Raw genomic sequence first — 22,821 nt, forward strand, 5'->3', positions numbered from 1 at the left:
TAATTAGGACAACTCTGGATTTTTACGGGCTGTGCCCGCAACGACTTGTGTAACGGGGAGGAATCCTGGCCCGCCAGCCTGTTGACCCTTTTTAACAAACAGGAAAGCAGCAAGATTCCCCCTCTATTAATCAAGTGCTGGTTTTGAAGAAAGTATTGGGAATTTTTTTGGACTCTGCGGAAAAGAGTTGCGGTTGGAGAGAAGCCCTTCCGTTTCAATTGTTTGAACTGCCGGGGAAAGGCAAAGGCCTAACCGCAGAGGGCGCTGAGGAACGCAGAGGCTTCAAACAATTCTTCAAGGAATGCCTTGCAATGGCAAATGAGGTTTCTCAAAATCAGGGGTTTCTCGAATCAGCGGCTTAAATCAGCGTCTTACCACCTGAAAGCGATAGTCTTCTGTTTCTTCAAACTTACCATTGGCTGCCAGGCCGTCGAGTTTGACCAGGTAGTCGCTGCTCTTAAGAATGGATGACGGCATTTTCACGGTGACAGCCTTGGTTCCATTGGCTCCATGCTGCCCTGTCTGACTCTTCAGACCATTCTTCTGCCAAATCTGCCGCCCATCGGCGGTTTCAATGGATACGCGATAGCTGGGATAGTCGTCATGCTCCATATAAAGCTTAAGTTGCACCAGCGGAGCTACGGGAGCAATTACAAGTTTGCTGGCATCCGTGGGACTGCGGTTTATTCCCGGAACCAGGGCGAGCGAAAGAATCGTAGTGCCGGGAATCTCTTGCTGCACTTCACCCGAACCAATTTCGTGCAGGCGGGAGTCCAGACTGGCAATTTGCTGGCGGAGGTCTTGTACGCGGTTCTGGAATTCCGTTTGTTGAGCGCGCATGGAATCAATCTCATGATTCAGCCGCCGATTCACAACTATGGTCCAGGAGAGCGTCGTGATCGCGATCAGAGCGGCTGCGGCCCATACCAGGCGGCTTCGTCTTCGTCTTGGCCCTAGCCAACTCTGAAAAGACAAGATGCCAGGGACTGATTCCCTTTCGCTTGTAATCTTCTCTGGCTCCAGAGTAGAAAGATGTTCCGCCAGCGCCCGGGAAAATTCTACGTTCGCTCGCCTGGCCGGCGAGACCAGATATCCTTTTTCGAACTGCTGCCGTTCCGCCTCTGAAAGCTCACCTCGGACAAACGAATCTATCAAGTCATTTTCCAGGGCCGATGTCTCTTCAAACAGTTCATCGTCAATGAAACACTGCTCTTCGAATTCGGCGGCTTCTGACTCCGGCAGCTCTCCCAGCAGATATTCCAGCGCCCTCTCTCGCTGACTATTACTCACCCAAGCTCCCCCTTCTCCCGCAGTGAAGCGCCCGGTGTAAACCTGCCAAGTCTCCTCACATTGAGGCACCTGTTGACACAGCACCTGAGCTTGTCCCGGACTTTATTGGCCTCACACCGTAACGCTTCTATAGTTATTCCTCGCTTTCTGGCCAAATCTTTCCTTCGTTTGATCCTTACTTGTTTTTCCCCTTGATAGTATTCAATGATCAGCTCATGGTACCCCAAGGGGAGGCTCCTCAAGCATTTTGTCAGACACTCAAGGGTTTGTGCGTTGCCCAACTCCGTAATGATGCTTTCTTCGGGGTCGGGGTCGCCCGCACATAATTCCTCACTACTGTTGTAGTGGTCTTGAATGGAAATGTATTTGCTTTTTTTTCTGCGCGCTTCCAGGCAGATATTGCGCGCTACCCCATAGGCAAACAAGCTGATGTTGTGTATCTCTTCTGTTTCCAGTCTCTTAACCAGCCGGTCTATAGTCTCATCGGCAAGCTCTTCAATGTGGATCAGCTTCTGGTACTCGAAGAGCTTGACCAGCTTGCGGCGAAGGACTTCATATTTTTCCGCTGCACGAGTCCGGTCGGGATCCAGCGCAGCAAGAAACTTGGCAAATTCCTCTCGCGTCAGCTTATTCACCCTTGCACCCGGCCCAGTATTTTTCCCGATTACCTGCAACGTAATTTCGTTCCCGCTGCTGTTTCTTCAGCCAAAGTTCGTGTATGAATGCGCTCTTCCTTCAAACTATCGTTGCCCTTGCAGCACAAACCCAGCCCAATAGTAAGGCGAGCTCCAGCGCTTCTGCTTCCACATTTCGACTTGCGCTTTCTGCAACGCCGCTGCCGGTTGCAGATTGTCTTTGAAGATTCCCTTGTAGAACCTCCCCATCAGCTCTGCCGTGGCGGCGTCATCGACCTTCCACAGACTGGCCATGACCCGGCTGGCCCCGGCGTACATGAAACCCCGGGTGATCCCCAAAAGCCCTTCACCTCTAACCTCTTTTCCCAAACCGGTTTCACACGCGCTCAGCACAACCATGTCCGCCGGCAGGTTCAGATTATAAATATCGGTCAATTGCAAGAATCCATTTTGCTGTTTACCATGTTCATCCACCAGCGATAGTACCAACCCGGAGAGCTCCGGATGCTCGCTATTCAGCAATCCATGGGTGGCGAAGTGGATAATGCGATATTGCGCCAGCTCCGGACTTGTCGCCATAGTCCGGCTGGCCTGAAAGTCAACGGCCTTCATACTTTTGCCCACGGGCGCTTCTTTCAGGATCGACTCTGCCTCCTGCCGCGTATAAAACAACCGGGGAAAATTTCCATCCGCCATGCCTATCTCCGTCGCTGAACGCAGAAGAAGAGTTTGCGACATTGATTCGTCTACCTCCGCCTCTCCTCCGATCACGTCCCTGGGCGCTTTGGTTCCGCTGATGCCGTTGACGCGCTCATCACCGGGCTTGAAAACCGGGTCAGCCAGCACCGCCACAGCCTGCGTGGGTCTTGCCCGCTGGGCACTTTCACGTTGCAACACCTGCAGAACCGAAGCGGAAGGGAGATTTACAATCTCGTGATCAGCAATCAAGGGTACAGGTGCTGATTTTGTTCCCGGAGACGGAAGAGCGGTAAACGGTATGTACTGCAGGATTCCATCGCTCACAATCAACAAGCGCTTCCCTTCAAGGAGCGGGGCAACGGGACCCAAAATCATGCTGCTCAGAGCGGCTGAAGCTTCAGGATATTGTGACTCTGCCTGACCTGAGCGTTGCATCCGCTGGATATCTGTCTCGCCCTTTTTAATATGGCTTCGCGCTACGAGGATGTCATAAACTCTGCGGGCAGTGGCTTCAATCGCAGCCCGCTTCGGCAGCTCATAGGCAGAGAGCGAGTTCGCACTGACCGCGAAAACGTAGCTTCGGCGCTCCCCCAAAGAATATTCGAGCAGCAATGTATTATCGTCGAGCAATTGCTGCTGCACTTCTTTTGCGCTTATCGGCTGTGGCTGGGTAAGAGCAGCATAGCTGGGGCTGTTGAGCCTGATTTGTCCTTCTATGTCTTTGAATTGCGTAAAAAGGTCTTGGAGCTCGTTGTCCATTGCCGCCAACTGCTCTTGCTTATATCGAGTGTTGAGCAACTGTACGCGACGGTTCGATTTCGCGGTAATCAATTCTTGTAAAGAGTGCTCCCGTTCCAGCAATGCAGGGTCGCCACCTTTACGAATGTCCGCGTGGGCTGCGGCTAGCATCTCCAACAGAGTCCGGGCCCGGGAGCGTTCTGCGACCTGAAAGGCTGCGTCAGGCTTTTTTTGCTCTATCAGCAGATTGATGTAGTCCCTGTAATAACTGGCATACTTAGCGCGGAAGTCGGAACGGGATTCTTCCAGGCCGCCTAGCCGGGCCGTGTGATTCTCAAACGCAGTCAGTCCCTGTTCGAACAGTTGCACGGCTGAATCCAAGTCCCCTTTGCGATGCATGATCCCGGCCAAACCTACCAAAGTCTCGGCCTGCTCTGCGCTTCCCGGAGCCTGCTTTTCTTCTATGGCCAAAGCTTCCCGGCAGTGTTGCTCAGCCTTGGCCAACTCTCCGCGCCCGCTTTCGACGTTCCCCAGATCGTTGAGGGCTAAAACGATATAAGGGCTTTCGGGAGCGAGCTTCCTGTTCAGCGCCAGCGCCCGTTCAAGGAAATTCTCAGCCTCTACCCCGTCTCTTCGACGGGCTCGCACCAGACCAAGGTTGCGCAGAAGCTCCACTTCATCAAGGTTGCCGGGAGCCCGCTTCCGTACAATCGCCAAGGCGCGGCGGAAGTACACATCGGCCTGGCTCAGATTGCCCTGGCCCATTGCAATTACCCCCAGGTCACTAAGACTCGAGGCAACATCAAGACTGTTGGGTGCCAGCTTATTCCGAATAGCCAACCCCTGGCGCAAGTAGCGCTCGGCAGTCGCGAAATCTTCACGCCGGAGGGCAGCCTCGCCAATGCCAGAGAGGCTAGCAGCAGTCAAGAGGCTTCCAGGAACCAATTTCTCCCAGATCGCCAAGGCCTGCCGGTAGTATTGCTCACCCCTAGCCACGTCACCTCGCTCAATAGCTAAATCTCCAAGGTTGCTGTACACCGTTGCCTTGGTGTGGGTCTCAGTCCAGTTTCTTTCGGAGCTCAGTTTTTCCAGGATGGCCAGGTCTTTTTGCAGATCGGTTTCCGCCTCGGCCAGATTGCCGGTGAGATTGGCCACTATGGCGAGATTCAAAAAGCTGCTTCCTGCCATCGAGCCCCCGGGTACCAGTTTTTCCCTGATCGCCAAGGCCTGCAGAAGATAGTTCTTTGCGTTTTCAAAATCGCTGAACTCAATACGAAGCAAGCCCAAAGCATTGAGGCACCAAGCATCATCAATGCTGCCCGGGGCTACTTTCTCCGTAATCATCAGAGCTTGGCGCTCGTATCTTTCAGCCTCAACAAAATCACTACGCTTGTAGGCTATACGACCGAGATCGAGGAGAATCCGCCCGACACAAAGGCTATTCGGAGCCGCCTTCTGTGCGATCGTCAGGGCCCGGTGGTAGTCATCTTCCGCCTGCCCCAGATCATCAAGTTGCCGAAGCCTGACGCCGATTCTGGTAAGAAGGCGGGCAACAGCCAGGCTCTCCGGATCGAGTTTTTGGTTTTCTGCAATGGCCTCGAGGTAGAGCCGCTGCACCTCACCCTCCGTGGTGTTTCTTGACTCCGATGTCCAGGCCCAAGCCTCGAGTATTTGCGCTGTTATCGCTGGTCCTGCGCCTTTGGCCTGTTCCATGATCGCCTGATAGGATTTTTCGGCGTCTTCCCATCGATGCGCGGCACATAAGGAATTGGCGGCGTTAAACAACAGCCAAACCTCAAGCCACAGGGGCGGGTTTTTCCTGGCTTCCACCGAAGCTCTATGCCAAAAATCAAGGGCTTCGGTCAGCTTGCCTGCTCGAGCCAACGTTCGTCCCTGCAGGTAGAGAGATAAAACATCCTGGGGCATCTCTGGCCGGACTTGAATCCCCCAGCCGCCCTCAACTACGTCCCCTAATTTCCAGACTCGCGGCTCTGCGCCGCGGCGGCCTTGCAGACTGACCTCGCCTCTTGGCGACTGCTCGAATTCAACCCAGGATAGATCAAATGGCGATTCAAGCTTGCCGTGAGCATCACCTCTTGACCAGCTTGTCAGGGCATCATCTTCCTGGATTCCCGCTTGTTCGGCTTGAGAATTTTTGGCGATGCTTTCGACCACCACACCCGGGTTGAAACCGCCGGAAACGTTGGTATCGGGTTTTTCAACCACGACCCCTGGTTTGAGTTCCTGTGCGGTGCACACGCTTGCGATGACACCCACCGCAAACGCCATGACAAGCCAAATCTTTCGCCTGACAACCATTTACTTTAGCTCCTAATCGGGTTGTTCAACTTGTACGGAAGTATATGTCCTCAAGATTAAAGACAAGCAAAAGCAGGTTTTTGTTCCCAAAATCAGAACTTTGTTTCGAGATCCCCACAATCTCATCACTCCTGACAGGAACGAATCGAACACGTTTTCTTGCAGCCAGAGTCTTTCGCCTGACGTTCATGGACCTTCAGCCCCAAATCGGTAGTTTCAGCATGAAATGTAAATGTTGTGTTGTTAGCACCTATTTTAAATGGTTTTAAGGTGGAATGGATTTTGCAGGCAAAGCCATGTGATGAGGCTACAGCAATTTCCTCAATCCCCCGATCAATACCTGGATTCAGTGCACCCGCGTAAAATCGTAGTTAAAATCTACCAGGCCATCGCGGTAGTCAATCTTGATCTTCAACATTCGCAGCAGTGAGAAGCCCAGCGTGCCGGAAATCTCTGTGCCCGCGTCCTGGCTGAGCTTGGAGTAATCAAAAGAAATCAGGTCTTGATTCTCCTGCTTATAGCGGCCAAAGGATATGGTGGCTTTATCCGCGCGGAACACGTTTATTACAGGGCCATTTATGCCGACCACATGAGTATCTTTGTCTGGGTGGACCTTCGTGACCTCGCGCGCCGCCTGGGGAGAAATGTAAATATGATCTGCACCGGTATCAATCAAAAACAACTTTGGCGCAGCGTCATTCACCACCGTCGGGACCAGAAGCATGTGGCCGAAGCGAAACACCGTCGTGTACGACTCCTCCATCTCAGGCGCGACGTAACGGTCTTCAGGATCGCTGTCGTCCACCGCCGAGGATGCTTCTTCTGACCCTGCCGGTCCATCGTTTGCAGGATCGTCTGGACGCTTGGGCAGTTGTGTCAATTTCAGCTCACGTCCGGGAAAATCAACTGTGACCAGATAGTGCGCAAACAAATCAGTTCCCACCATGCCGTCATGATAGGTTGCCTGTTTTGCCGACACCTGTACCGGACAATTCTTGAATTCCAGCGCGCCAATTTTGATGGAATCTGCATAGCCTATATACAACTCGGTTTCTCCCTTATCACCGATTCCCATAATCTTCGACTGCATCGTGGGTATGATCCCTGCCCGCGCCGCCGCACCGGGATTCAACAAAATCCCGCTGACCCCTGTGTCCAGCAGCAGACGCGACTGGTGTCCGTTGATTTTGAGGTCGAGACCGTATCCGCTGATATAAGACGGCCCAATAAACATTGGCCAGAGATAGGTTTCAACCGTCTTAGGAGTGGCCACCAGCTTGCACTCCCTCGCCGGCAGTTTTTCTTCTTGCTTGAGGGATTCCAGATAAACTTTGTAATCTTCCAGCAAATCGGCATTTTCTTTGCCGGCGTTGGCAAGATACGCTTCCAGCGCCTGGATACGCGCTGGCCGCCTCAGTGTGTTTAACCATCGCCACTCAATTTCCGGATCGTTGGAATCGAGTTCGTGGGCCTTTTCCAGCATTTGTTTCGCGCGCGCATACATGGAAATCGCCGCGGAAACGCGCGCCAGTCCCAGATAGGCTCGCGGCTCTGGCGTCGCCGAATTCACCACGCTCAGGAATTCCTGTTCGCCGTCGTGCATCCTTCCCTGGCGAAAATAAACCTCACCGAGGACAACATGTGCCTCCCGCGAATCCTGCGCCACCTTAGTTCCATGGATGGCAACCTCGTACGCCTCTTGAACCTTGCCCTCTTTGAGGTAGCACCGCGTCAGACCCGCGTAGGCCTCGGCGGACTTTGGCTCTTGTTGCAGGGCGTCTTCATATTTGGAAGCTGCGTCTTCAAATTTACCGGTCCGGTAGAGGCGGAGAGCGTCGCCAAGCAGGTCGCCGGAAGCCGCTTGCAACGAAACTGTCTTTTGTGGCTCAAGCTCAGCAGCCTTCTGCTGAGCCTGTTGCTTCTGCGAACAGGCCGAGAGGGTTATGGCAAGCAATAAGATCGCGGGAAGACGGAGCGCTTCCACCATCTTCAAAACTCCGGCCGGCGAAATCCTGTAGGCAAACACCCTGAGCGCAAATTTATCACTATTTTTGCGCCGTGGGCGGCAACATGCCGTTCAGCCGCAGATACATGGCAGCCGCGCCGTAGTGGTCGGCAAAGTCGTTGGTCAACCCAATCACCGCGACGGCGCGCGGGGCTGTGTGGCCTCTGAACAGGGTGACCGTGTCCCCCAATTTGGAATCATCGGTTTTGTCGAGGGCGGCCGAGCAATAGTCGAAAGACGCTTTCAGGGCCTCGACCAGCTTCGCTTTGCTGTCCTTATCGGTGACCTCCGCTTTGGGCTCGGTCTGGTCAGAAATTTTGGCGCACAAATAATTGTTGGAACCAACGATATGAAAGATCAGGTGCGCGAATGTCATCTGCGCTTCAGTAGGATGAAAGTCATATTTTTCTGCCGGCATCTCTTCGGCGGCCGCAATAATGTTTTTACTCTGCCGCTCTACAAGCTGGCGCACCGTGCTGGTGACTGGATTGGCGATGGGCGACGGCTTCTCTTCTTTTACGGAATTCTCCTTGGTTGCCGGTTTTTCCGGCGCGGCAGGTTTTTCCTGAGCAACGGCAAGCAAGGCAGCCAATAAAATCACTGGAATAACAAAGCTCATCTTCATCATGATCGTGATCGTGGCGAAACGATTACACATAATTCATCTCCAAGGGCAAAATTGCACGCGCACGAGATTAACACAACTGCGGAGCTTGATGGAACGCAGCGCACCCCCGCAAAACGATTTGTATATGATGATGGCTGTGGGTTTCTTATTATTCAAGCCGCGGCCAACACACGCTGTTTTCACCAAACAGACTTTGATTGTATTTTTCGTCTGTGCTGCGCTCATCTCCTGTCGAAAGCTTCATTCCCCTGGTGTCACCATCACTACTATCAACAATAGCGGCCAGACCGTGAATACCATCGAAATTGATTACCCCGGCGGATCATATGGCATCGGGTCGCTGCCGCCCGGCGGCTCGCGCGTGCGCTGGATCAAACCCAGTGGCAGCGCCCAATTGCGCATTGACTTTGTAGACAGCACCGGCGAGCACCAGGCAAAACCACTCACGTTGCAATCCGGAGATTCAGGCGTCGTTGTGCTGCACATCCTGGCCGGCGGCGGAGTTTCCTTCGAAGACAACCGCCAGAAAAAATGATTTAGCGCAATTCCTCGGGCAGCGAACCTGCAATGCTTGTATGAACGGCCTCGATCAACTGATCGCGGTCTTTGAACTGGGCAGGCTCGATGGGATCATGAAAGACCACGCGTGCTGTCCCGCCACGAATGCGTACTCCGCCCTTGGGCATCATCTCCAGGGTATCCAGTACGGTAACCGGGACGATGGGCATACCGGTCTCGAGCGCCAGATGGAATGGTCCTTTCTTGAGCGGCAACAGACGCCCATCCGGCGAGCGCGTGCCTTCCGGAAAAATTGTCATGTGCAGTCCCGATTTCATGACCTCGACAGCCTTATCCACGCTGGCAATTGCCGACTCCCGGTTGCTGCGGTCCACTGGAATCAGCGCAGCCATGCGCATGGCCCAGCCAAAAATAGGCACTCGAAATAGTTCCTTCTTTACCAGGACCGTGGTCCGCCCCGGCAGCATCGGCACTACAATCGGCGCATCGAGATTGGAAACGTGGTTGCACATGAAGATGTAGCTTCGGGAGCGGTCCAGTTTTTCCCTTCCTTCGGCTACGACTTTCACGCCGGCAATCCTGAGCGCGCTCTTCACTCCTGCCATTGAGAAGTAATAAAGAAAATTCGCGTTGCCTGTAATCAGGGTCCAGGGAAAGGTAATCAGCGCCGCAACAGGAATAAAGAAAATGACGAAAGTGAGCGCCAGGAAAGTACGAATCACGGATGCGGCTGCTCCGCTTCTCCTGCGAGCCAGGCGGCGCGGCGTGCACGTTGTTGCGGCGTAACATGGTCGGTATTCACGATGGAAACGTCTTCGTCTTCCCCGCTCTCCAGCTTGATCTTGATTTCGCGCGTGCCTTTGCTGCCGGCCACCTTCAATTTGACTGTGTCCCCGGCATGCATAGTTGCAATCAGACTTTCCAGATCAGAGGCGAGATCTTTTCCATTGAACTGCAAAATCAAATCGCCTGGGGCTACTCCTGCTCTTCCCGCATTGCTGCGCGAATCAACCGCGACCACCACAGTTTGCCGTTTACCGTTGCGCACCGTGCCCAGTCCAGCCGTCGGGACTTCTATGTTGCGCTGCACCAGCTTCAAGCCAACCGTGGCTAGCAAATCATCATACGGAAGCTCTTCCACCCCGGAAACATACGCGCGAAAAAACCAGCCAAAGTCCTTGCCGGTGACAGCTTCCACCGCCGTGCGCACACCCTCAGAGTCGTTAAAGAAGCGGTCCTGCTTGGCGTAATGCTGGTTCATCCATTCGAAAACTTCATGCAGCGATTTCTGCCCGTCGCTCTCCCGGCGCACCGCCAGGTCGAGAAGCACGCCTAGAATTTCTCCCTTGTTGTAGTAGGAAATACTGCGCTCCGGGGCACGATACTGTGAATATTTGTCGAACCAGGTGTCGAGGCTGGCCTCCTCTACCGACTGCGTACTGTGTGCCGGCCGGAGTTGCAATGTGCGGACCTCACGCGCCAGGCCGGCCAGAAATTCCTTTTCATCCAGGATCTTTGCCCGCAACAACAAGATTTCTTGCACAGTATTGGTCACACCCTCGCTGAACCACAAAGCGCGTGTGTAGTTTTCGTGCACATAATCAACCGGTTCAAGTGAAGCTGGCCGTATTCGCTTCACGTTCCACAGGTGGAAAAATTCGTGCGCGCTCACGCGTGGCAAGGAAAGCGGGTCAATCTTTATGTTGTCAGGAGAAAGATCAATCGTGGTGGAGCAGGCGTGCTCCATTCCTCCACCGCCGGTATTGCCATGAGGAAAATGGTAGATAAAAATATATTCTGCGCAAGGCTGGTCATTCATCCAATCCACGCCTGCGGCCACTATTTTTTTATCCATACTTTCTATTGCATTCATATCGTAGTCGCCGGCATCCGCATCAATAACAATGCGGTACGTGGCCTTGCCAAGCTGAAATGACGCTTCACGAAAGCTGCCTATCTCAACCGGGGAATCCACCAACTGGTCATAGTTATCTGCGATGAATTCGCGTGTTTCAGACGATTTCGTTTTCTGACTGGGCAGGGTCGTTGCTATTCGCCAATCTGAGGAAGCGTTCGTGAAAGTCAATGTCATCTGCGCTTGTTTCGCATCTGTGGGATAGGCCAGCACCTCGGCCAAATTCAAAAACGCATGCTCTTCGTTGAACTGCGCGCCATAAGGGCCGGGCAGGTCGGCAAAGATGTCGTAGTCCACGTCTATTCCGCCTTTGGCATTGCTGATACGCCACGTAGTCTTGTCAATCTTGCGCACCGGCAGCGCCTTGTGCTGAAAGTCGGTCGCTTGCAAAACCCGGACATTCTGCGCAAAATCGCGGATCTGGTAGAGCGTATTCCACGTAGGGAGTTGAACATCGCGTTCCGCTGTGGTCCCCGGAATATGCATGTGCACATGCAGTAGATGTTCGTAGGGCTTAGACAAGGAAATCGTATAGTCTACCGGCGCGGCAAAACCAGCAGCGGAGATAAGAAGGAAGACAAGAATTAAGAGACACCGATGAAGTCGCATGACAGAAATCAGGCAGATGCTCCGCTTTGATTCTTGAGCTGTTGTGGCAGCTTTTCGTAGATGCCGCCAAAGCCGCCGTTAGAAAGAATGGTGACCACGTCGCCTGGTTTCAATTCGGGAACAATCGCCTTCACAATCGCATCAGCATCCGGCAGTTCGCGGGCGGGTTTGCGCATGGTTCGCAATCGGGCAACGATTGTGCTCGGCTCCATACGTTCAGCTTCGGGAATCGCCTCTGGCCTAAAAACGCTTGCTATGACAACTTCATCGGCTAATGCCAGGCTGCGTACCAGGTCTTTTTCAAAAACTTTTCTGCGCAGTGTGTTGGAGCGCGGCTCGAAGATGGCCCACAACCGCCGCCCGGCATAACGCGTGCGCACTGCTTCCAGGGTTGCTGCAATTGCCGTCGGATGGTGAGCAAAGTCATCAATCACGGTAATGCCGTTGATCTCCGCTTTCACCTCCAACCGGCGCTTGACACTTTTAAAGCTTTGCAAAGCTTCGGCAATTTTAGCCGGTTCTACTCCATAAGAAGCTGCTATGGCCGCTGCCCCAGTGGCATTGAGCACGTTGTAGGCTCCCGCCAGGGAGAAGTCGAATTTCGCCCACGGCTTTCCCTCTCGCTCAACCGACCATGTTGTGCGATCAGGAGCAAAATTCAGGTCCACGGCGCGCCAGTACGCCTGCTCAGAAAACCCGTAAAACTCGACTGGGCTAAAGGCCTTGCTCACGCACTCTTTCACATTCTCGCTGCCATCATAGGCAATGATGCGCCCGTGGCGAGGCACCAGGTTCACCAGGTACTTGAATTCCTTTTTCACCGCCTCTAGGTCTTTGTAAATATCGGCATGATCGAACTCCACATGGGTCAACAGCAACGTGGTTGGCATGTAATGCAGGAATTTTGGCCCTTTATCGAAGAAGGCGGTATCGTATTCGTCTCCTTCCAGGATAAAGTGCTTACCCTGCTTCACCGCAAAACTGCTGTTGAAATTTTCTGCAATGCCGCCAATAAGAAACGAGGGCATAAGCCCTGCCACCTGGAAGATCCACGCTAGCATGGAAGTAGCCGTAGTCTTGCCATGGGTTCCAGCAACCACGATGGGTTCACGGCTCCGCAGAAAATATTCCTGAAGGATCTGGGGCAGCGAGCGCATAGGGATACGCTCATCCAGAACATACTCCAACTCCGGATTGCCCCGCGAAATAGCATTTCCCACCACCACCAAATCCGGACGCGGCTTCAGGTTCGCTTCCGCGTAGGGCTGGGCAACCGGAATCGAGAGCGAAGCCAGAAAATCAGACATCGGTGGATAAGCCGCTGCGTCTGAGCCCGTGACCTGCACGCCGCGTTGCTTGAGCATGCCGGCGAGCGAAGCCATGGCCGTACCACAAATTCCGATCAGATGAATGTGCTGCTTTTCCATAAACCATCAATTCGAGGATTACGAACCGCCCGACGCCGCGGCTATGTCTTTTTAACTATTACTGTGGTTCCTATTCTGTGATCCCCGTTTGCATCTTGTCATCCTGAGCGCCGTTCTTTGGCGCGAAGGATCTTGCGTTTTCTTGACCGACCGATACTGTTCTTTGGATACAGAAAAAACTAAACCGGCCTACGCACGCCTCAGCTCCGTTGCCGGTTCCAATATGGTAAAACGTACCGTGTCATCCACTACAAGCTTTGCACGCACACCGAAAGGCAGCGTGATATTAAGCCGGCTCACGTGGCCCGATGGCAAACCGTAGGCTACCGGAATCCCCAGATCGGCAACAATACGCTTGACTACTTCCATCAGCGTATAGCTCTGCGTAGTGTTCTGCACGCAATCCAGCATCTCACCAAAGATTATGCCTTGCACCCTCTGTAATTTTCCCGCGAGCTTGAGCTGCATCAGCATGCGGTCAATCTGAAAAGGTTTTGCGGCTACGTCTTCGATAAAGAGAATGGTGTCATCAGTTTGAATTTCGTAACACGTCCCTAGGGACGCAGCCAGCAAAGAAAGGCACCCGCCGTACAAAACTCCTTCAGCGGAGCCCGGTACGAGTGGCACCATTCCTTCCGCTGGTATCTCCCATCGCGCCTCTCCCCCAACCGCCGCATTCCAGGAGGAAAGCTGCACGTGGCCATCCTCACTGAAATCTTTCGCAACCATTGGACCGTGGAAGGTCACCATGCCGCATACATCGGTAAAATACGTCAACAATGTTGTGATATCACTGTAACCGACAAAAATCTTAGGATGCGCTTTGATTTTTTTCAGATTGAGCTTAGGCAGAAGATAGTTGCAACCGTATCCTCCGCGGGCACAGAGGATGGCTCGCACCTCATCACGCTCAAACATCTCTTCCAATTCGCGAACGCGGCGCTCAGCCGGACCGGCAAAATATAAGTCCTGCTCAAAAATCGAAGGTAAATAAAATGGCTTGTATCCTAGCTGAGCCAGGGCCCCGCAGCCAGCTTCGAGCTGTGCACGCTGTATGTTGCTCGCAGGAGCCACAATGCCCACCGTATCTCCCGGGCGCAAAGCCGGGGGCTTGACCCGTTTGGGAACCATAGAAGAAGAGACGGGAGAAGGCATTGGGGCTATCTTAAATGAAAAACTCGCCTCGGCAGACGAGTTGCGCCGGTCCAGTGAGAAAAACTTCCTGCTCCCAGCGCACGATTTGGGTTCCGCCTTCGGCTTCCACCTTCAATGGGGACTGGCATTTACCGGCGACGATTGCGGCCACCGCCGAGGCGCACGAACCGGTTCCAGAAGAGCGCGTCTCACCTACTCCGCGTTCGAAAAAGCGAACTTGAATATGGTCTTTTTTATTCGCGATTACCAGCTCAACGTTAATCCCATGCTTGAAGTCATGATGACATCCAACTTCAGCGGCTTCAGCCTGCCACCCTGGAAAAAATTCAGGCACAAAGATCACGAAATGCGGATTCCCCATCGAAACCGGAATGCCTTTCACCTCGCCCGAAGATAATTTGATGGAAAATTCGTCTCCCACCTGGGGCGCGCCCATATTCATCTCGAAGGTAAAGCGCTGGGCATCGCGGGAAACCAAGTGGCAGCTCTTAAGTCCCGCACCGGTGCGGATCGTGACCTCGCTCTTCCCTCGCTCTGCAACCAGGTACGCTGCGACACATCGGGTCCCATTTCCTGATATCTCGGCCTCAGAGCCATCGGCATTGAACAGCCGGATGCGAACATCGGCTTCATTACGGGAATCAGGGAACAGCCACTCCACACCGTCGGCGCCCACACCATCGTGCCGGTCGCAGATGCGGCGGGTGAACCCCGGGATATCAGCCGGCGCATGCATGCCGTCAATCAGAATAAAATCATTGCCGCAGGCGCTGGCTTTTGTAAAAGGGATACTTCCGTTGCGGGATACCGCACCACTGTTCATTATCACTACTCCCGGGCGCCTATAAATGTAATTCTGGATAGAAGAGAGGATTTCTTGAGCGCCTTCAATAGTGCTTGGTGCTCCTGATAGGTAGCGCATACGGTAAAGTGCAAGATGAAGCCATCTTTTTTGGGGGCAACCTGCACCGATTCCATGACCTGCTTCTCGGTCTCCAGGATTCCGTTGACTTCAGCAATCATGTCGTCGGATTTAGGGCCCACAGCTTCATAGGACATATGCAGAGGTTTGAAATTCAAACGCATCTCCAGCAAGCCCAGCAGCCGAAGCGCCAGCAGAATAATAATGGTGGCAAAAATGGCCAGCAGCATGAATCCGCCGCCGGCAGCCATTCCGATGGCCGCCACCACGAAAAGAGTAGCCGCAGTCGTGAGTCCCTGCACCGAGCCGCGTTCATGCATGATCGAACCCGCGCCGATAAACCCGATGCCGGTAATAATGTTGGCGGCGATGCGGGTATGGTCCCCGAGTTGCGGGTCCACCATCACTTCCGAAAGAATGGTGAACATAGCAGCGCCAAAACATATAAACATGTTGGTACGCAGGCCGGCGGGCTTGCGGCTGAGTTCACGCTCCAGGCCAATCGCACCCCCTAGAACTGCAGCCAGCAGCAAGCGCACCAAATTGCTGGAAAGCAACTGCATCGTCTCCACGCGCGTAAAGATGTTGTGCAACATACTTATATAAGAATCTTTCTGGCGGATTGTATCAAAGCCTGCTTCAGTGGCTATCCACTTTTATCTGATCGTTTTTCACTCGATAAAGGATGGCCTCCGGCTGCCCGGAAACCGCGATATCGGCGACCGGCTCAAGCTGGCTTAAATGCTCCTGCGCCGATTGCCATACCGCATCATCGCGTTGTGCTACTACGTAATCCACCCACCGTGCCGGATCGGCCAGCGCAGCCTGCCACATTCCGTAGTTGCCTTCATTCAGCGTACGACGCAGGGAAATTCCGGCTTGCTGCAGCGCACCAACATGAGTGCCGTTATACATGAGCAACGAGGCCTGCGGAGGAAGTTTGCTCAACTCAGCGGCAAGCTTGCTCTCGAAGTCCATGCGGGTCACGGCATTCACCCGGGCCTCGCGCAAGCAGATAGGAGCTGAACGCCAGGTTTGGACGTAACAGGCCAGCACCAGCAAGACCACAGCGGCGTTCGCCGCATACCGGACATACCTGCGAGTAATTCTGTGATTGATCAGACTGCCAACAGCGCCCAATGCCATCGCTATTGCCGGTAAAAGCTGCAGCCCATAACGGACGTTGTAATAGGAAAACGGGTTCCACACCGGCATAAAAATAGGCACTCCACCATAAGCAATGGAAAGCGAATAGAAGAGTAGGGGCAGCCAGAGAAAAGCCAGTATCCAAAAATGTTTCCCGTTGAGCAAAATCAGGACGCCAACCAGCGCGAGTAAAACCAGCGCAGGTTGCAGCAGCTTGCCTTCTCCCAGATTGAGGCGTGCATCTTTCCAGTAGTAAATTACCGCTGTTTTTATGTCATGGTATCCCGGATGAGGCAGCACGCCCGGCCGGGCTGTGCGTTTCTCAATGGCGCGTGCGGAATAGGGCCCGTTGGCAAACTCCAGCGGGTTCTTGTAGACGCGGAAATTGTAGGCAAACCAAAATAATGGTACGGCCGCAGTGAGCATCACAAAAAACAGGATTGCGAATTTCAATTTCTTGCGCAGCCAGGGGTAGAGAAAAAACCAGCTTGCCAGCACGGCTATCCCTACGGCCACGCCCAGAAACCACGCGTCGTACCGGGTGAGCATGGCGGCCATCAAAGTTATGGCGCAGAATAAAAGCGAGCGCTTTGTCCGTTGCAGCGCCCGTTTATGGTCTTCATCCGTCGCGTTCAAGACTCCGGCTTTTTTGCTCGCGGCCAGAAATTCGGCGAACCACACGATGGCCCATAGGGTCAGAGCGATCGAAAGCGATTCCGTCATCGCGGTCGCCTGCATATAGATCAAGTTAGGATTCAGCAACAGAACCAGCGCAGCAATCCATCCACCAGCTCTCTGGCCACTTGGTTGTTCTTCATTCAATAACCTGTTCCAGAATAGGCGCGCTATACCCAATCCGGCAAAGAGATAGGCGATCATGGAGACAATCGAGCCGCCAACTCCACTCTGCCAAAGCCATTGATTCATGATGAGAGGCATGGTCAGAATATGCGGAAGCGGCAGCCAGACAGTTCCCAACTGCAGGAACCCGGGAGTGCGCGAATCAAAGACCCGCCGCGCGATATTGATGTGGGCCACGGCATCGCCGTAAAGAAGGATCTCGCCCCGAAGGTAAAAATAAACCAAACTCAGAGTGGAAATTGCAACCGCAGAAGCTGCAAGCAACCACACATTCCTGCGCCCACTGGACTTTTGCACAGAAGCAGCCTGCTGCGCCCACGCAACTGATGTGGTTTCCATGAAAAGAAGTTACTCCAGATGGGTCATTTCGCGAAATCTCTGGAAGCGGCCGTCAATTTCCTCGCGCGTAAGCGAGAGCAGACGCTCCGTGCCAAAGCGCTCGACGGCAAATCCACCCATCACGCCGCCGTAAAACATGGCGCGCTTGAGGACGTCTGCATTGAGCTTCTGTTGCGAGGCAATGTATCCCAGGAAGCCGCCGGCAAATGCATCACCCGCGCCGGTGGGGTCGCGCACTTCATCCAGCGGCAGCGCCGGTGCGTGAAAAGGATGGCTGCCAAAACCGAACGCCCCCTTTTGAAAGAAGATGGTCGCGCCATATTCGCCGTGCTTGATCACCAGCGCTTTGGGGCCGAGAGCAAGAATTTTGTTGGCCGAGCGCAGCAGATTGTTGTTCTTGGCAAACTGCCGGGCCTCACTATCATTAATGATCATGACATCGATATCGCGGATGGCATGCGCCAGTTGCTGTGGCGCAGTTTCAATCCAGAAGGGATGCGAATCCAGGCCCACAAATTTCGCGCTACGCATCTGGTTGCGAACCTCAATTTGCAGCTCAGGATTAATGTTGGCCAGAAAAACGTATTCCGAATCGCGATAGCTGGCGGGAACCTTAGGTTTAAATTTCTCGAAGACGTTCATCTGCAGATCGAGCATCTGGCAATCGTTGGGGTTCTCGCCATACTTCCCTGACCAGTGAAAAGTTTTGCCGGTGGCGTGCTCGATGCCGGTAATATCAATTCCATGTTTGTGGAAAACATCTTCGTGTTGTTTGCCAAAGTCCTCACCCACAACCGCGATCACGCGGACCGGGGTAAAGTAACTGGCGGAAAGCGCAAAAAATGTTGCCGCCCCGCCCAGGCTGGCGCGAACCTTGCCATGAGGGCTTTCGATGTCATCAAGAGCGACTGAACCCACTACCAGGATGGCCATTCCTTAGTTTGCCCCCGCTTTTTTGTCCAGGTATTTATCAAGGAAGAGCGCAAGTTTTTTGCGGGTTGCGGCGGGGATTTTATCGGGCTGAGTCAGCAGAGCGTGCTGCAGCGCTGAGCCGCATTTACAGCTTCGAGTTTTAGGCATGGCGGCCACCGCGCGCCTCACGACTTCACATGCATTGCTGGCATTTTTGTTGAGCACGCCGATAATCTGCTCTACCGTGACCGAATCATGGTGCGGATGCCAGCAGTCATAGTCAGTCACCATGGCGGCAGTGGCATAGCAAATCTCTGCCTCGCGGGCCAGCTTGGCCTCCTGCAGGTTGGTCATGCCGATGACATCCATGCCCCAACTGCGATAAATGTTCGACTCTGCTTTGGTAGAAAACTGCGGCCCCTCCATGCACAAATACGTTCCACCCAGCTTCGATGTCACCTTGGCGCCGTCACAGGCGCTCTTCATCACTTTGCCCAGCTCGCCGCAAACCGGATCGGCAAAGCTGACGTGCGCCACCACGCCTTCCCCAAAGAAGGTCGAAACCCGGTGCTTGGTGCGGTCAAAAAACTGGTCGGGGATGACGAAATCCGTGGGCTTGTGCTCTTCCTTGAGGGAACCCACCGCCGAAAGTGAGAGGATGCGCTCCACTCCAAGCTGCTTCATACCATAGATATTGGCGCGAAAATTAAGCTCGGTCGGCGAGATGCGATGCCCTCGTCCGTGCCGTGCCAGAAAGGCGACATTGCGCCCTTCCAGTTTGCCCAAAACATAAGGGTCAGAAGGCGCTCCGAAAGGCGTGCTGATTTCAACTTCATGTACATCGCTGAAACCGGGCATGGAATACAAGCCGCTGCCCCCAATGATTCCAATTTCTGCCTGCTGCAAAGTGTTCTCCTGTGTGAGGTGTCGAATTGCTGATTATACAAAAGCGGAGTACTATGAAGCCCCATGCTGGGCTCAAAAGACATCGTCGCCTTCATTCCCACCCGGGACGCTCATAAGGCAAAGGAGTTTTATCAGCAGACGCTGGGGCTTCTCTTGATCAGCGAAGATGAATTTGCCGTGGTCTTTGACGCCCACGGAATCATGCTGCGGGTAACCCCTGCCCCGGAGTTCAAGCCCCATCCATTTACGGTTCTGGGATGGCAAGTCTTGGGCATTGAGAAAGTTGTCTCCGCTCTCCAGGAAAAAGGTGTCGTCTTTGAAAAATATGGCTTCATGAAGCAAGACGATCTCGGAATTTGGAGCGCACCCAGCGGCGCAAAGGTCGCATGGTTCAAAGACCCGGATGGTAATTTACTCAGTGTGTCACAGCATACGTGAGGAAAGCAGTTCTCAGTTCTCAGAAAACTCGCGGCGATTTGTGCGGATCGGTATTGGGGGCCCCCTGCTTGCTTGGGTCGCGGAAAAGAAGCCCTTAGCCTTTGGCTTTTAGCTTTTAGCCAAAAACAAGAGTTCACCGCAGAGGACGCGGAGGAACGCAGAGGCGTATATAGGCAAATCGCTCTGGCGACGGGATACTGCTCTTACGAATTTTCAAAGACCTAATGGGGCGTCATTCTAAGGGCTCCGTGGTAGACCGCTTTGCCCTCGCGCTTTGCTCGCGCTGTATCGGCGCTCACTCCGCGCTCAGCTTTCACATAAGGGCTCCGCAGCCAAACCAAGGCTGCTGCGCCCTCGCGCTCTGCTCGCGCTGTATCGGCGCTCGCTCCGCGCTCACCCTATTCCAAGTACGCCCTGCATTCCTTGGAATGCTTTTCAAACTCTCAAAGTCCTGCTACCGCCTTGTGCCCCTGAAGCGCACGGGGGCGGCCCGCTTGGTGGCTGTCTGGGGAACCGTGCCGGTCACGAAGCCGGGGTTGTTGAATTGCGGTCTTCTCCACACGGCATTTCGGGTGTGGCCACGCTGATATAACGAGGCCCCAGGCCGGGAGGGTAGTGCACGGGTGGATTTTCTTGCGGCGGAGGGGAGACCGGCTGCTCGGAAGGCGGGGCCGGGTCCACGGCGGAGTGGCCGTTTGGTTGTGGTTTATTGTGCTCATTCTGTGGCTGATTTTTTGCCTGAGCTTTTGCGTTGACGGCGGATTCGGGGCTGACGGTGTTCTGGCTGCCTTGGTCTGCTTGGGCTTCTTTTTTGTCTTCTGGTTGGTCTTGCCTGTTGGGTGGGGAGTAGGAGCTGAGGGTTTTCGTGCCTGGGACTTTTTCTTCGGAATGGGAACCGAAGTTGAAGTTAGGGGCGATCGGGGTGATATTCAGGCGGACGTGGTCATAGTGCGGTTTTTTACCGGAGCGGGTGGCTTCGCCGGAGGCTCGGCGCTGCTCGCGAGCTCGTTCTTTCAGGACAGCGAGCACGGAATTGCCGAGGTGACAGAGGAAGCGGCCGGTGCGCAGGTCCATTTCTCCAGTGCAGACGTAGTTGGCGATGTTTTCCAGAAGCTGGTGAACCTGGGACAGATCTTTCAGGGGGCCGGGCTTGAAGCCGGGCGGCAGGGTGATCTCGGGGGTACGGCTACGGATCTGGCCACCTTGCTTGCGGGCTGCGGCCTGTTTTTCTTTCTGGCCGGGGTCGTGGAAAAAGCAATATGGTTTGCCGGTCTGGGGATCGGCTTTACAGCGGCTGCCGTCTTCGCTGAAGTGCTGGCAGCGGGGTTTGTCATTGAAAAGTTCTTTAAAACCCATTTTTTGTACCTCCTTTCCGGTACATCGGACAGGATGGCACAGATTTGGGTGAAATGAACATTATGGTGCCATAGTGATATCATGATGGCACTAAAGAACAGTTTCAGGTTTCGAGTTTCAAGTTGCCCATCTGTTTCGAAGTCAGGACTTTCTCGACCACAATGAATTTGCTCCCACACGCGCTTGACGCGCGAGTGGGGCACCCGGCAAATCGTATGTAGACGCATGCGCCCTTCCTTGTCCTTGCGCCCCGCCGACCTGCTTAAAACGCCAATCGGTTTTGTGTCCTTGCGGTGATAACTGAACTCTGTCGTGTCATGAAGGACCAGAATAGGTTGGTCATCGACCGGCATCCGCAGTCGAGTTGACTGAAAATGCCCAGCCAGAATCTCACCTTCACCAACTCGATCATTCGAAAAGAAGCGGTATGCTGCCTTGGTATTGGCCCAGTCCTGACAGGCAAAGGGAATACTGCCACCTAAGTCTGCAGAAAGTTGTTCCGCCAGCTTTCTGAATCTCTTGCCCAACCGTACGTCCTCAAACTGGCAAGCTGCCAGTTCCTTATCCATCCATGTTTTGCTTCGGAAGACAACAGCATGGCTATCTTCCACTCTGGGGCGTAGTGACTCCTGCCGTTTCCTCATAGCGGCAGTCCACCACCTCCATCTGTAGCCCATAAGTGGCGACCTTGAGGCCGAATCTCTCTTTACAAGGGTTGCTTTACTGTACTGTTAAGCCTACCCGTGTATCACGCTTGAGCGGACCATGCCCGGTTTGGGCAATCCCCGTGATCGTGAGCTCATAGTCGCCGGGCGGAACGTTGTCGCCAACAGCGACACGTAGATACGCGTCTCCCGAGTCTTCAAGAACCAGGGTACGATTTGGAGCAACAGAGGCCTTGATCCCCTGCCGCAGACCACTGACACGTAATGGCAGGATTGCCTGAAAACCGTTGATGGATTGGATGATGACAGCACTGCCTGCCTCGCCTCCCCGACGTACTGAAAGGTGGCCTTCTGTTGTTCTGATTGAAAAATCAGGCCGTCCTGTGTAGATCGTCAATTGAGTGCCGGTAAATTGCGTGATTCTCGCGCCCTTGTCGTTGCCCCAGATGGATAGATAGAACTTGTGCGGTTGTAGCCATTTCTCGCTCGACGAGATGTGAAGTATAGATTTGCCTGATCCCGTGATCTGGGCAGGTTCGAAGCTACCGGTAATGCCCTCAGGGGCGAAGCCTTCAGGCGCGATGGCTATCATGCTCAGTGCTACTGTGCCTTTGTATCCGCCCATCGGTCTTACAGTGACGGAATAATCGGCCTTGCCGCTGACGAGCAATCTTTGCTCTCCCGAGACCTCCAGTGAGAAGTCCGGCTTTGGCAATGTGAAAGCTGACGTGCTACGCTCGGTTTGCGCGGAGCAATCGCAGTTATCGACAGCAGGTAGACTGATGCGGGGTTTGTCCAGAAGCCCAAAAAACGTTTCGTCAATGTAGACCCGATCCCCTGTGTGTATTTGCTGGTATTCGGCGGGGGTGAGCAAAGAGGTCATAGTACGCATAAAGTCGTCGTTGCTCTCAGGGCCGTCCAAGGAGACATTGCTCAAGGAGAAACTATGACAACCAATATGCAACACGTAGGAGCTATTTCTGACTGGGAAAATTGCATTGCTCCTCAACTTTATTTTCACGTAGGGCTTGCCCTCGCTAAATACTTTTCGAATGCCGATGATTCTGTTTCCCTCACGGGCTGCCATTTCTTCTTCCCAACGGTGCTTGAGCGCCGTGGCAGCTTGCTTTTGCCGCTCAACATCCAGCTGTGCGGACTGCTGGGCAGTGCCTGAACCGCAGATGCTGATTCCCAGCAGGAAAGTCAGCGCTCTCAAGGATGTTGTCTTCATGTTGATTCCTGCCGCGGCTCTGAATTAGGCACACGAAGGCTAATCTTGCCGCGACTTTGGAAGAACGGCACAGCCGCGGAATCTTGCAGTAAATTTTCCTTTCATG

General features: G+C 53.8%; 19 protein-coding genes. 3 read left to right on the plus strand and 16 right to left on the minus strand.

Annotated features, from left to right (window positions below; translation table 11 throughout):
* Nucleotides 1-143: 143 nt before the first annotated feature.
* Nucleotides 144-362: a hypothetical protein gene (locus tag VK738_02745; GenBank protein ID HTD21541.1), complete on the plus strand. Its 219-nt coding sequence runs from the start codon at nt 144-146 to the stop codon at nt 360-362.
* Between the two features lies 1 nt (nt 363).
* On the opposite strand, the gene VK738_02750 is transcribed toward VK738_02745, so the two are convergent.
* The 5 genes from VK738_02750 to VK738_02770 form a co-directional block, all read right to left on the minus strand.
* Entirely contained in the window at nt 364-1,290 is a 927-nt protein-coding gene (locus VK738_02750) for a hypothetical protein (GenBank protein ID HTD21542.1), read from the minus strand.
* Complete coding sequence (locus VK738_02755) at nt 1,287-1,964, minus strand: sigma-70 family RNA polymerase sigma factor (protein HTD21543.1); 678 nt, start codon at nt 1,962-1,964, stop codon at nt 1,287-1,289. The genes VK738_02750 and VK738_02755 overlap by 4 nt, the downstream gene beginning before the upstream one ends.
* 66 nt (nt 1,965-2,030) lie before the next feature.
* A complete protein-coding gene (locus tag VK738_02760) occupies nt 2,031-5,681 on the minus strand; it encodes a CHAT domain-containing protein (GenBank protein ID HTD21544.1) in 3,651 nt (1,216 codons plus the stop codon).
* Between the two features lie 346 nt (nt 5,682-6,027).
* Nucleotides 6,028-7,668, minus strand: a complete 1,641-nt coding sequence (locus VK738_02765) for an aspartyl protease family protein (protein HTD21545.1) — start codon at nt 7,666-7,668, stop codon at nt 6,028-6,030.
* A gap of 58 nt (nt 7,669-7,726) precedes the next feature.
* A complete protein-coding gene (locus VK738_02770) occupies nt 7,727-8,344 on the minus strand; it encodes a DinB family protein (GenBank protein HTD21546.1) in 618 nt (205 codons plus the stop codon).
* 58 nt (nt 8,345-8,402) lie between these two features.
* Between VK738_02770 and VK738_02775 the strand changes: the two genes are divergently transcribed.
* On the plus strand, nt 8,403-8,849 hold the full coding sequence (locus tag VK738_02775) for a hypothetical protein (protein HTD21547.1): 447 nt from the start codon (nt 8,403-8,405) through the stop codon (nt 8,847-8,849).
* A 1-nt stretch (nt 8,850) separates the two neighbouring features.
* On the opposite strand, the gene VK738_02780 is transcribed toward VK738_02775, so the two are convergent.
* The 9 genes from VK738_02780 to VK738_02820 all read right to left on the minus strand — a co-directional run bounded on the left by VK738_02780 (nt 8,851) and on the right by VK738_02820 (nt 19,025).
* A complete protein-coding gene (locus VK738_02780; protein HTD21548.1) occupies nt 8,851-9,555 on the minus strand; it encodes a lysophospholipid acyltransferase family protein in 705 nt (234 codons plus the stop codon).
* The gene (locus VK738_02785) at nt 9,552-11,357 is read right to left on the minus strand and encodes a PDZ domain-containing protein (GenBank protein HTD21549.1); all 1,806 of its coding nucleotides are present in this window, start codon (nt 11,355-11,357) and stop codon (nt 9,552-9,554) included. The genes VK738_02780 and VK738_02785 overlap by 4 nt, the downstream gene beginning before the upstream one ends.
* 8 nt (nt 11,358-11,365) lie before the next feature.
* Nucleotides 11,366-12,784, minus strand: coding sequence for a UDP-N-acetylmuramate:L-alanyl-gamma-D-glutamyl-meso-diaminopimelate ligase (mpl, locus tag VK738_02790; GenBank protein HTD21550.1), 1,419 nt, complete (start codon nt 12,782-12,784; stop codon nt 11,366-11,368).
* 189 nt (nt 12,785-12,973) lie between these two features.
* The gene (locus tag VK738_02795; protein ID HTD21551.1) at nt 12,974-13,939 is read right to left on the minus strand and encodes an LD-carboxypeptidase; all 966 of its coding nucleotides are present in this window, start codon (nt 13,937-13,939) and stop codon (nt 12,974-12,976) included.
* 10 nt (nt 13,940-13,949) lie between these two features.
* A complete protein-coding gene (gene dapF / locus VK738_02800) occupies nt 13,950-14,762 on the minus strand; it encodes a diaminopimelate epimerase (protein HTD21552.1) in 813 nt (270 codons plus the stop codon).
* Nucleotides 14,763-14,767: 5 nt separating this feature from the next.
* The gene (locus tag VK738_02805) at nt 14,768-15,457 is read right to left on the minus strand and encodes an MgtC/SapB family protein (GenBank protein HTD21553.1); all 690 of its coding nucleotides are present in this window, start codon (nt 15,455-15,457) and stop codon (nt 14,768-14,770) included.
* Between the two features lie 43 nt (nt 15,458-15,500).
* Nucleotides 15,501-17,207 (minus strand): hypothetical protein, encoded by a 1,707-nt coding sequence (locus VK738_02810; GenBank protein ID HTD21554.1) that lies wholly within the window; start codon nt 17,205-17,207, stop codon nt 15,501-15,503.
* 9 nt (nt 17,208-17,216) lie between these two features.
* Nucleotides 17,217-18,140 (minus strand): PfkB family carbohydrate kinase, encoded by a 924-nt coding sequence (locus VK738_02815; protein ID HTD21555.1) that lies wholly within the window; start codon nt 18,138-18,140, stop codon nt 17,217-17,219.
* Between the two features lie 3 nt (nt 18,141-18,143).
* Nucleotides 18,144-19,025 (minus strand): S-methyl-5'-thioadenosine phosphorylase, encoded by an 882-nt coding sequence (locus tag VK738_02820; protein ID HTD21556.1) that lies wholly within the window; start codon nt 19,023-19,025, stop codon nt 18,144-18,146.
* A 63-nt stretch (nt 19,026-19,088) separates the two neighbouring features.
* Between VK738_02820 and VK738_02825 the strand changes: the two genes are divergently transcribed.
* Nucleotides 19,089-19,463, plus strand: coding sequence for a VOC family protein (locus tag VK738_02825; protein ID HTD21557.1), 375 nt, complete (start codon nt 19,089-19,091; stop codon nt 19,461-19,463).
* A 522-nt stretch (nt 19,464-19,985) separates the two neighbouring features.
* Here VK738_02825 and VK738_02830 read toward each other — a convergent pair.
* Together VK738_02830 and VK738_02835 are read right to left on the minus strand one after the other, a co-directional pair.
* Complete coding sequence (locus tag VK738_02830; protein ID HTD21558.1) at nt 19,986-20,819, minus strand: hypothetical protein; 834 nt, start codon at nt 20,817-20,819, stop codon at nt 19,986-19,988.
* Nucleotides 20,820-21,539: 720 nt separating this feature from the next.
* Nucleotides 21,540-22,715 (minus strand): hypothetical protein, encoded by a 1,176-nt coding sequence (locus VK738_02835; GenBank protein HTD21559.1) that lies wholly within the window; start codon nt 22,713-22,715, stop codon nt 21,540-21,542.
* Nucleotides 22,716-22,821: the final 106 nt, after the last annotated feature.

The organism is Terriglobales bacterium, from assembly GCA_035487355.1.
Classification (GTDB): Bacteria; Acidobacteriota; Terriglobia; order Terriglobales; family Acidobacteriaceae; genus QIAW01.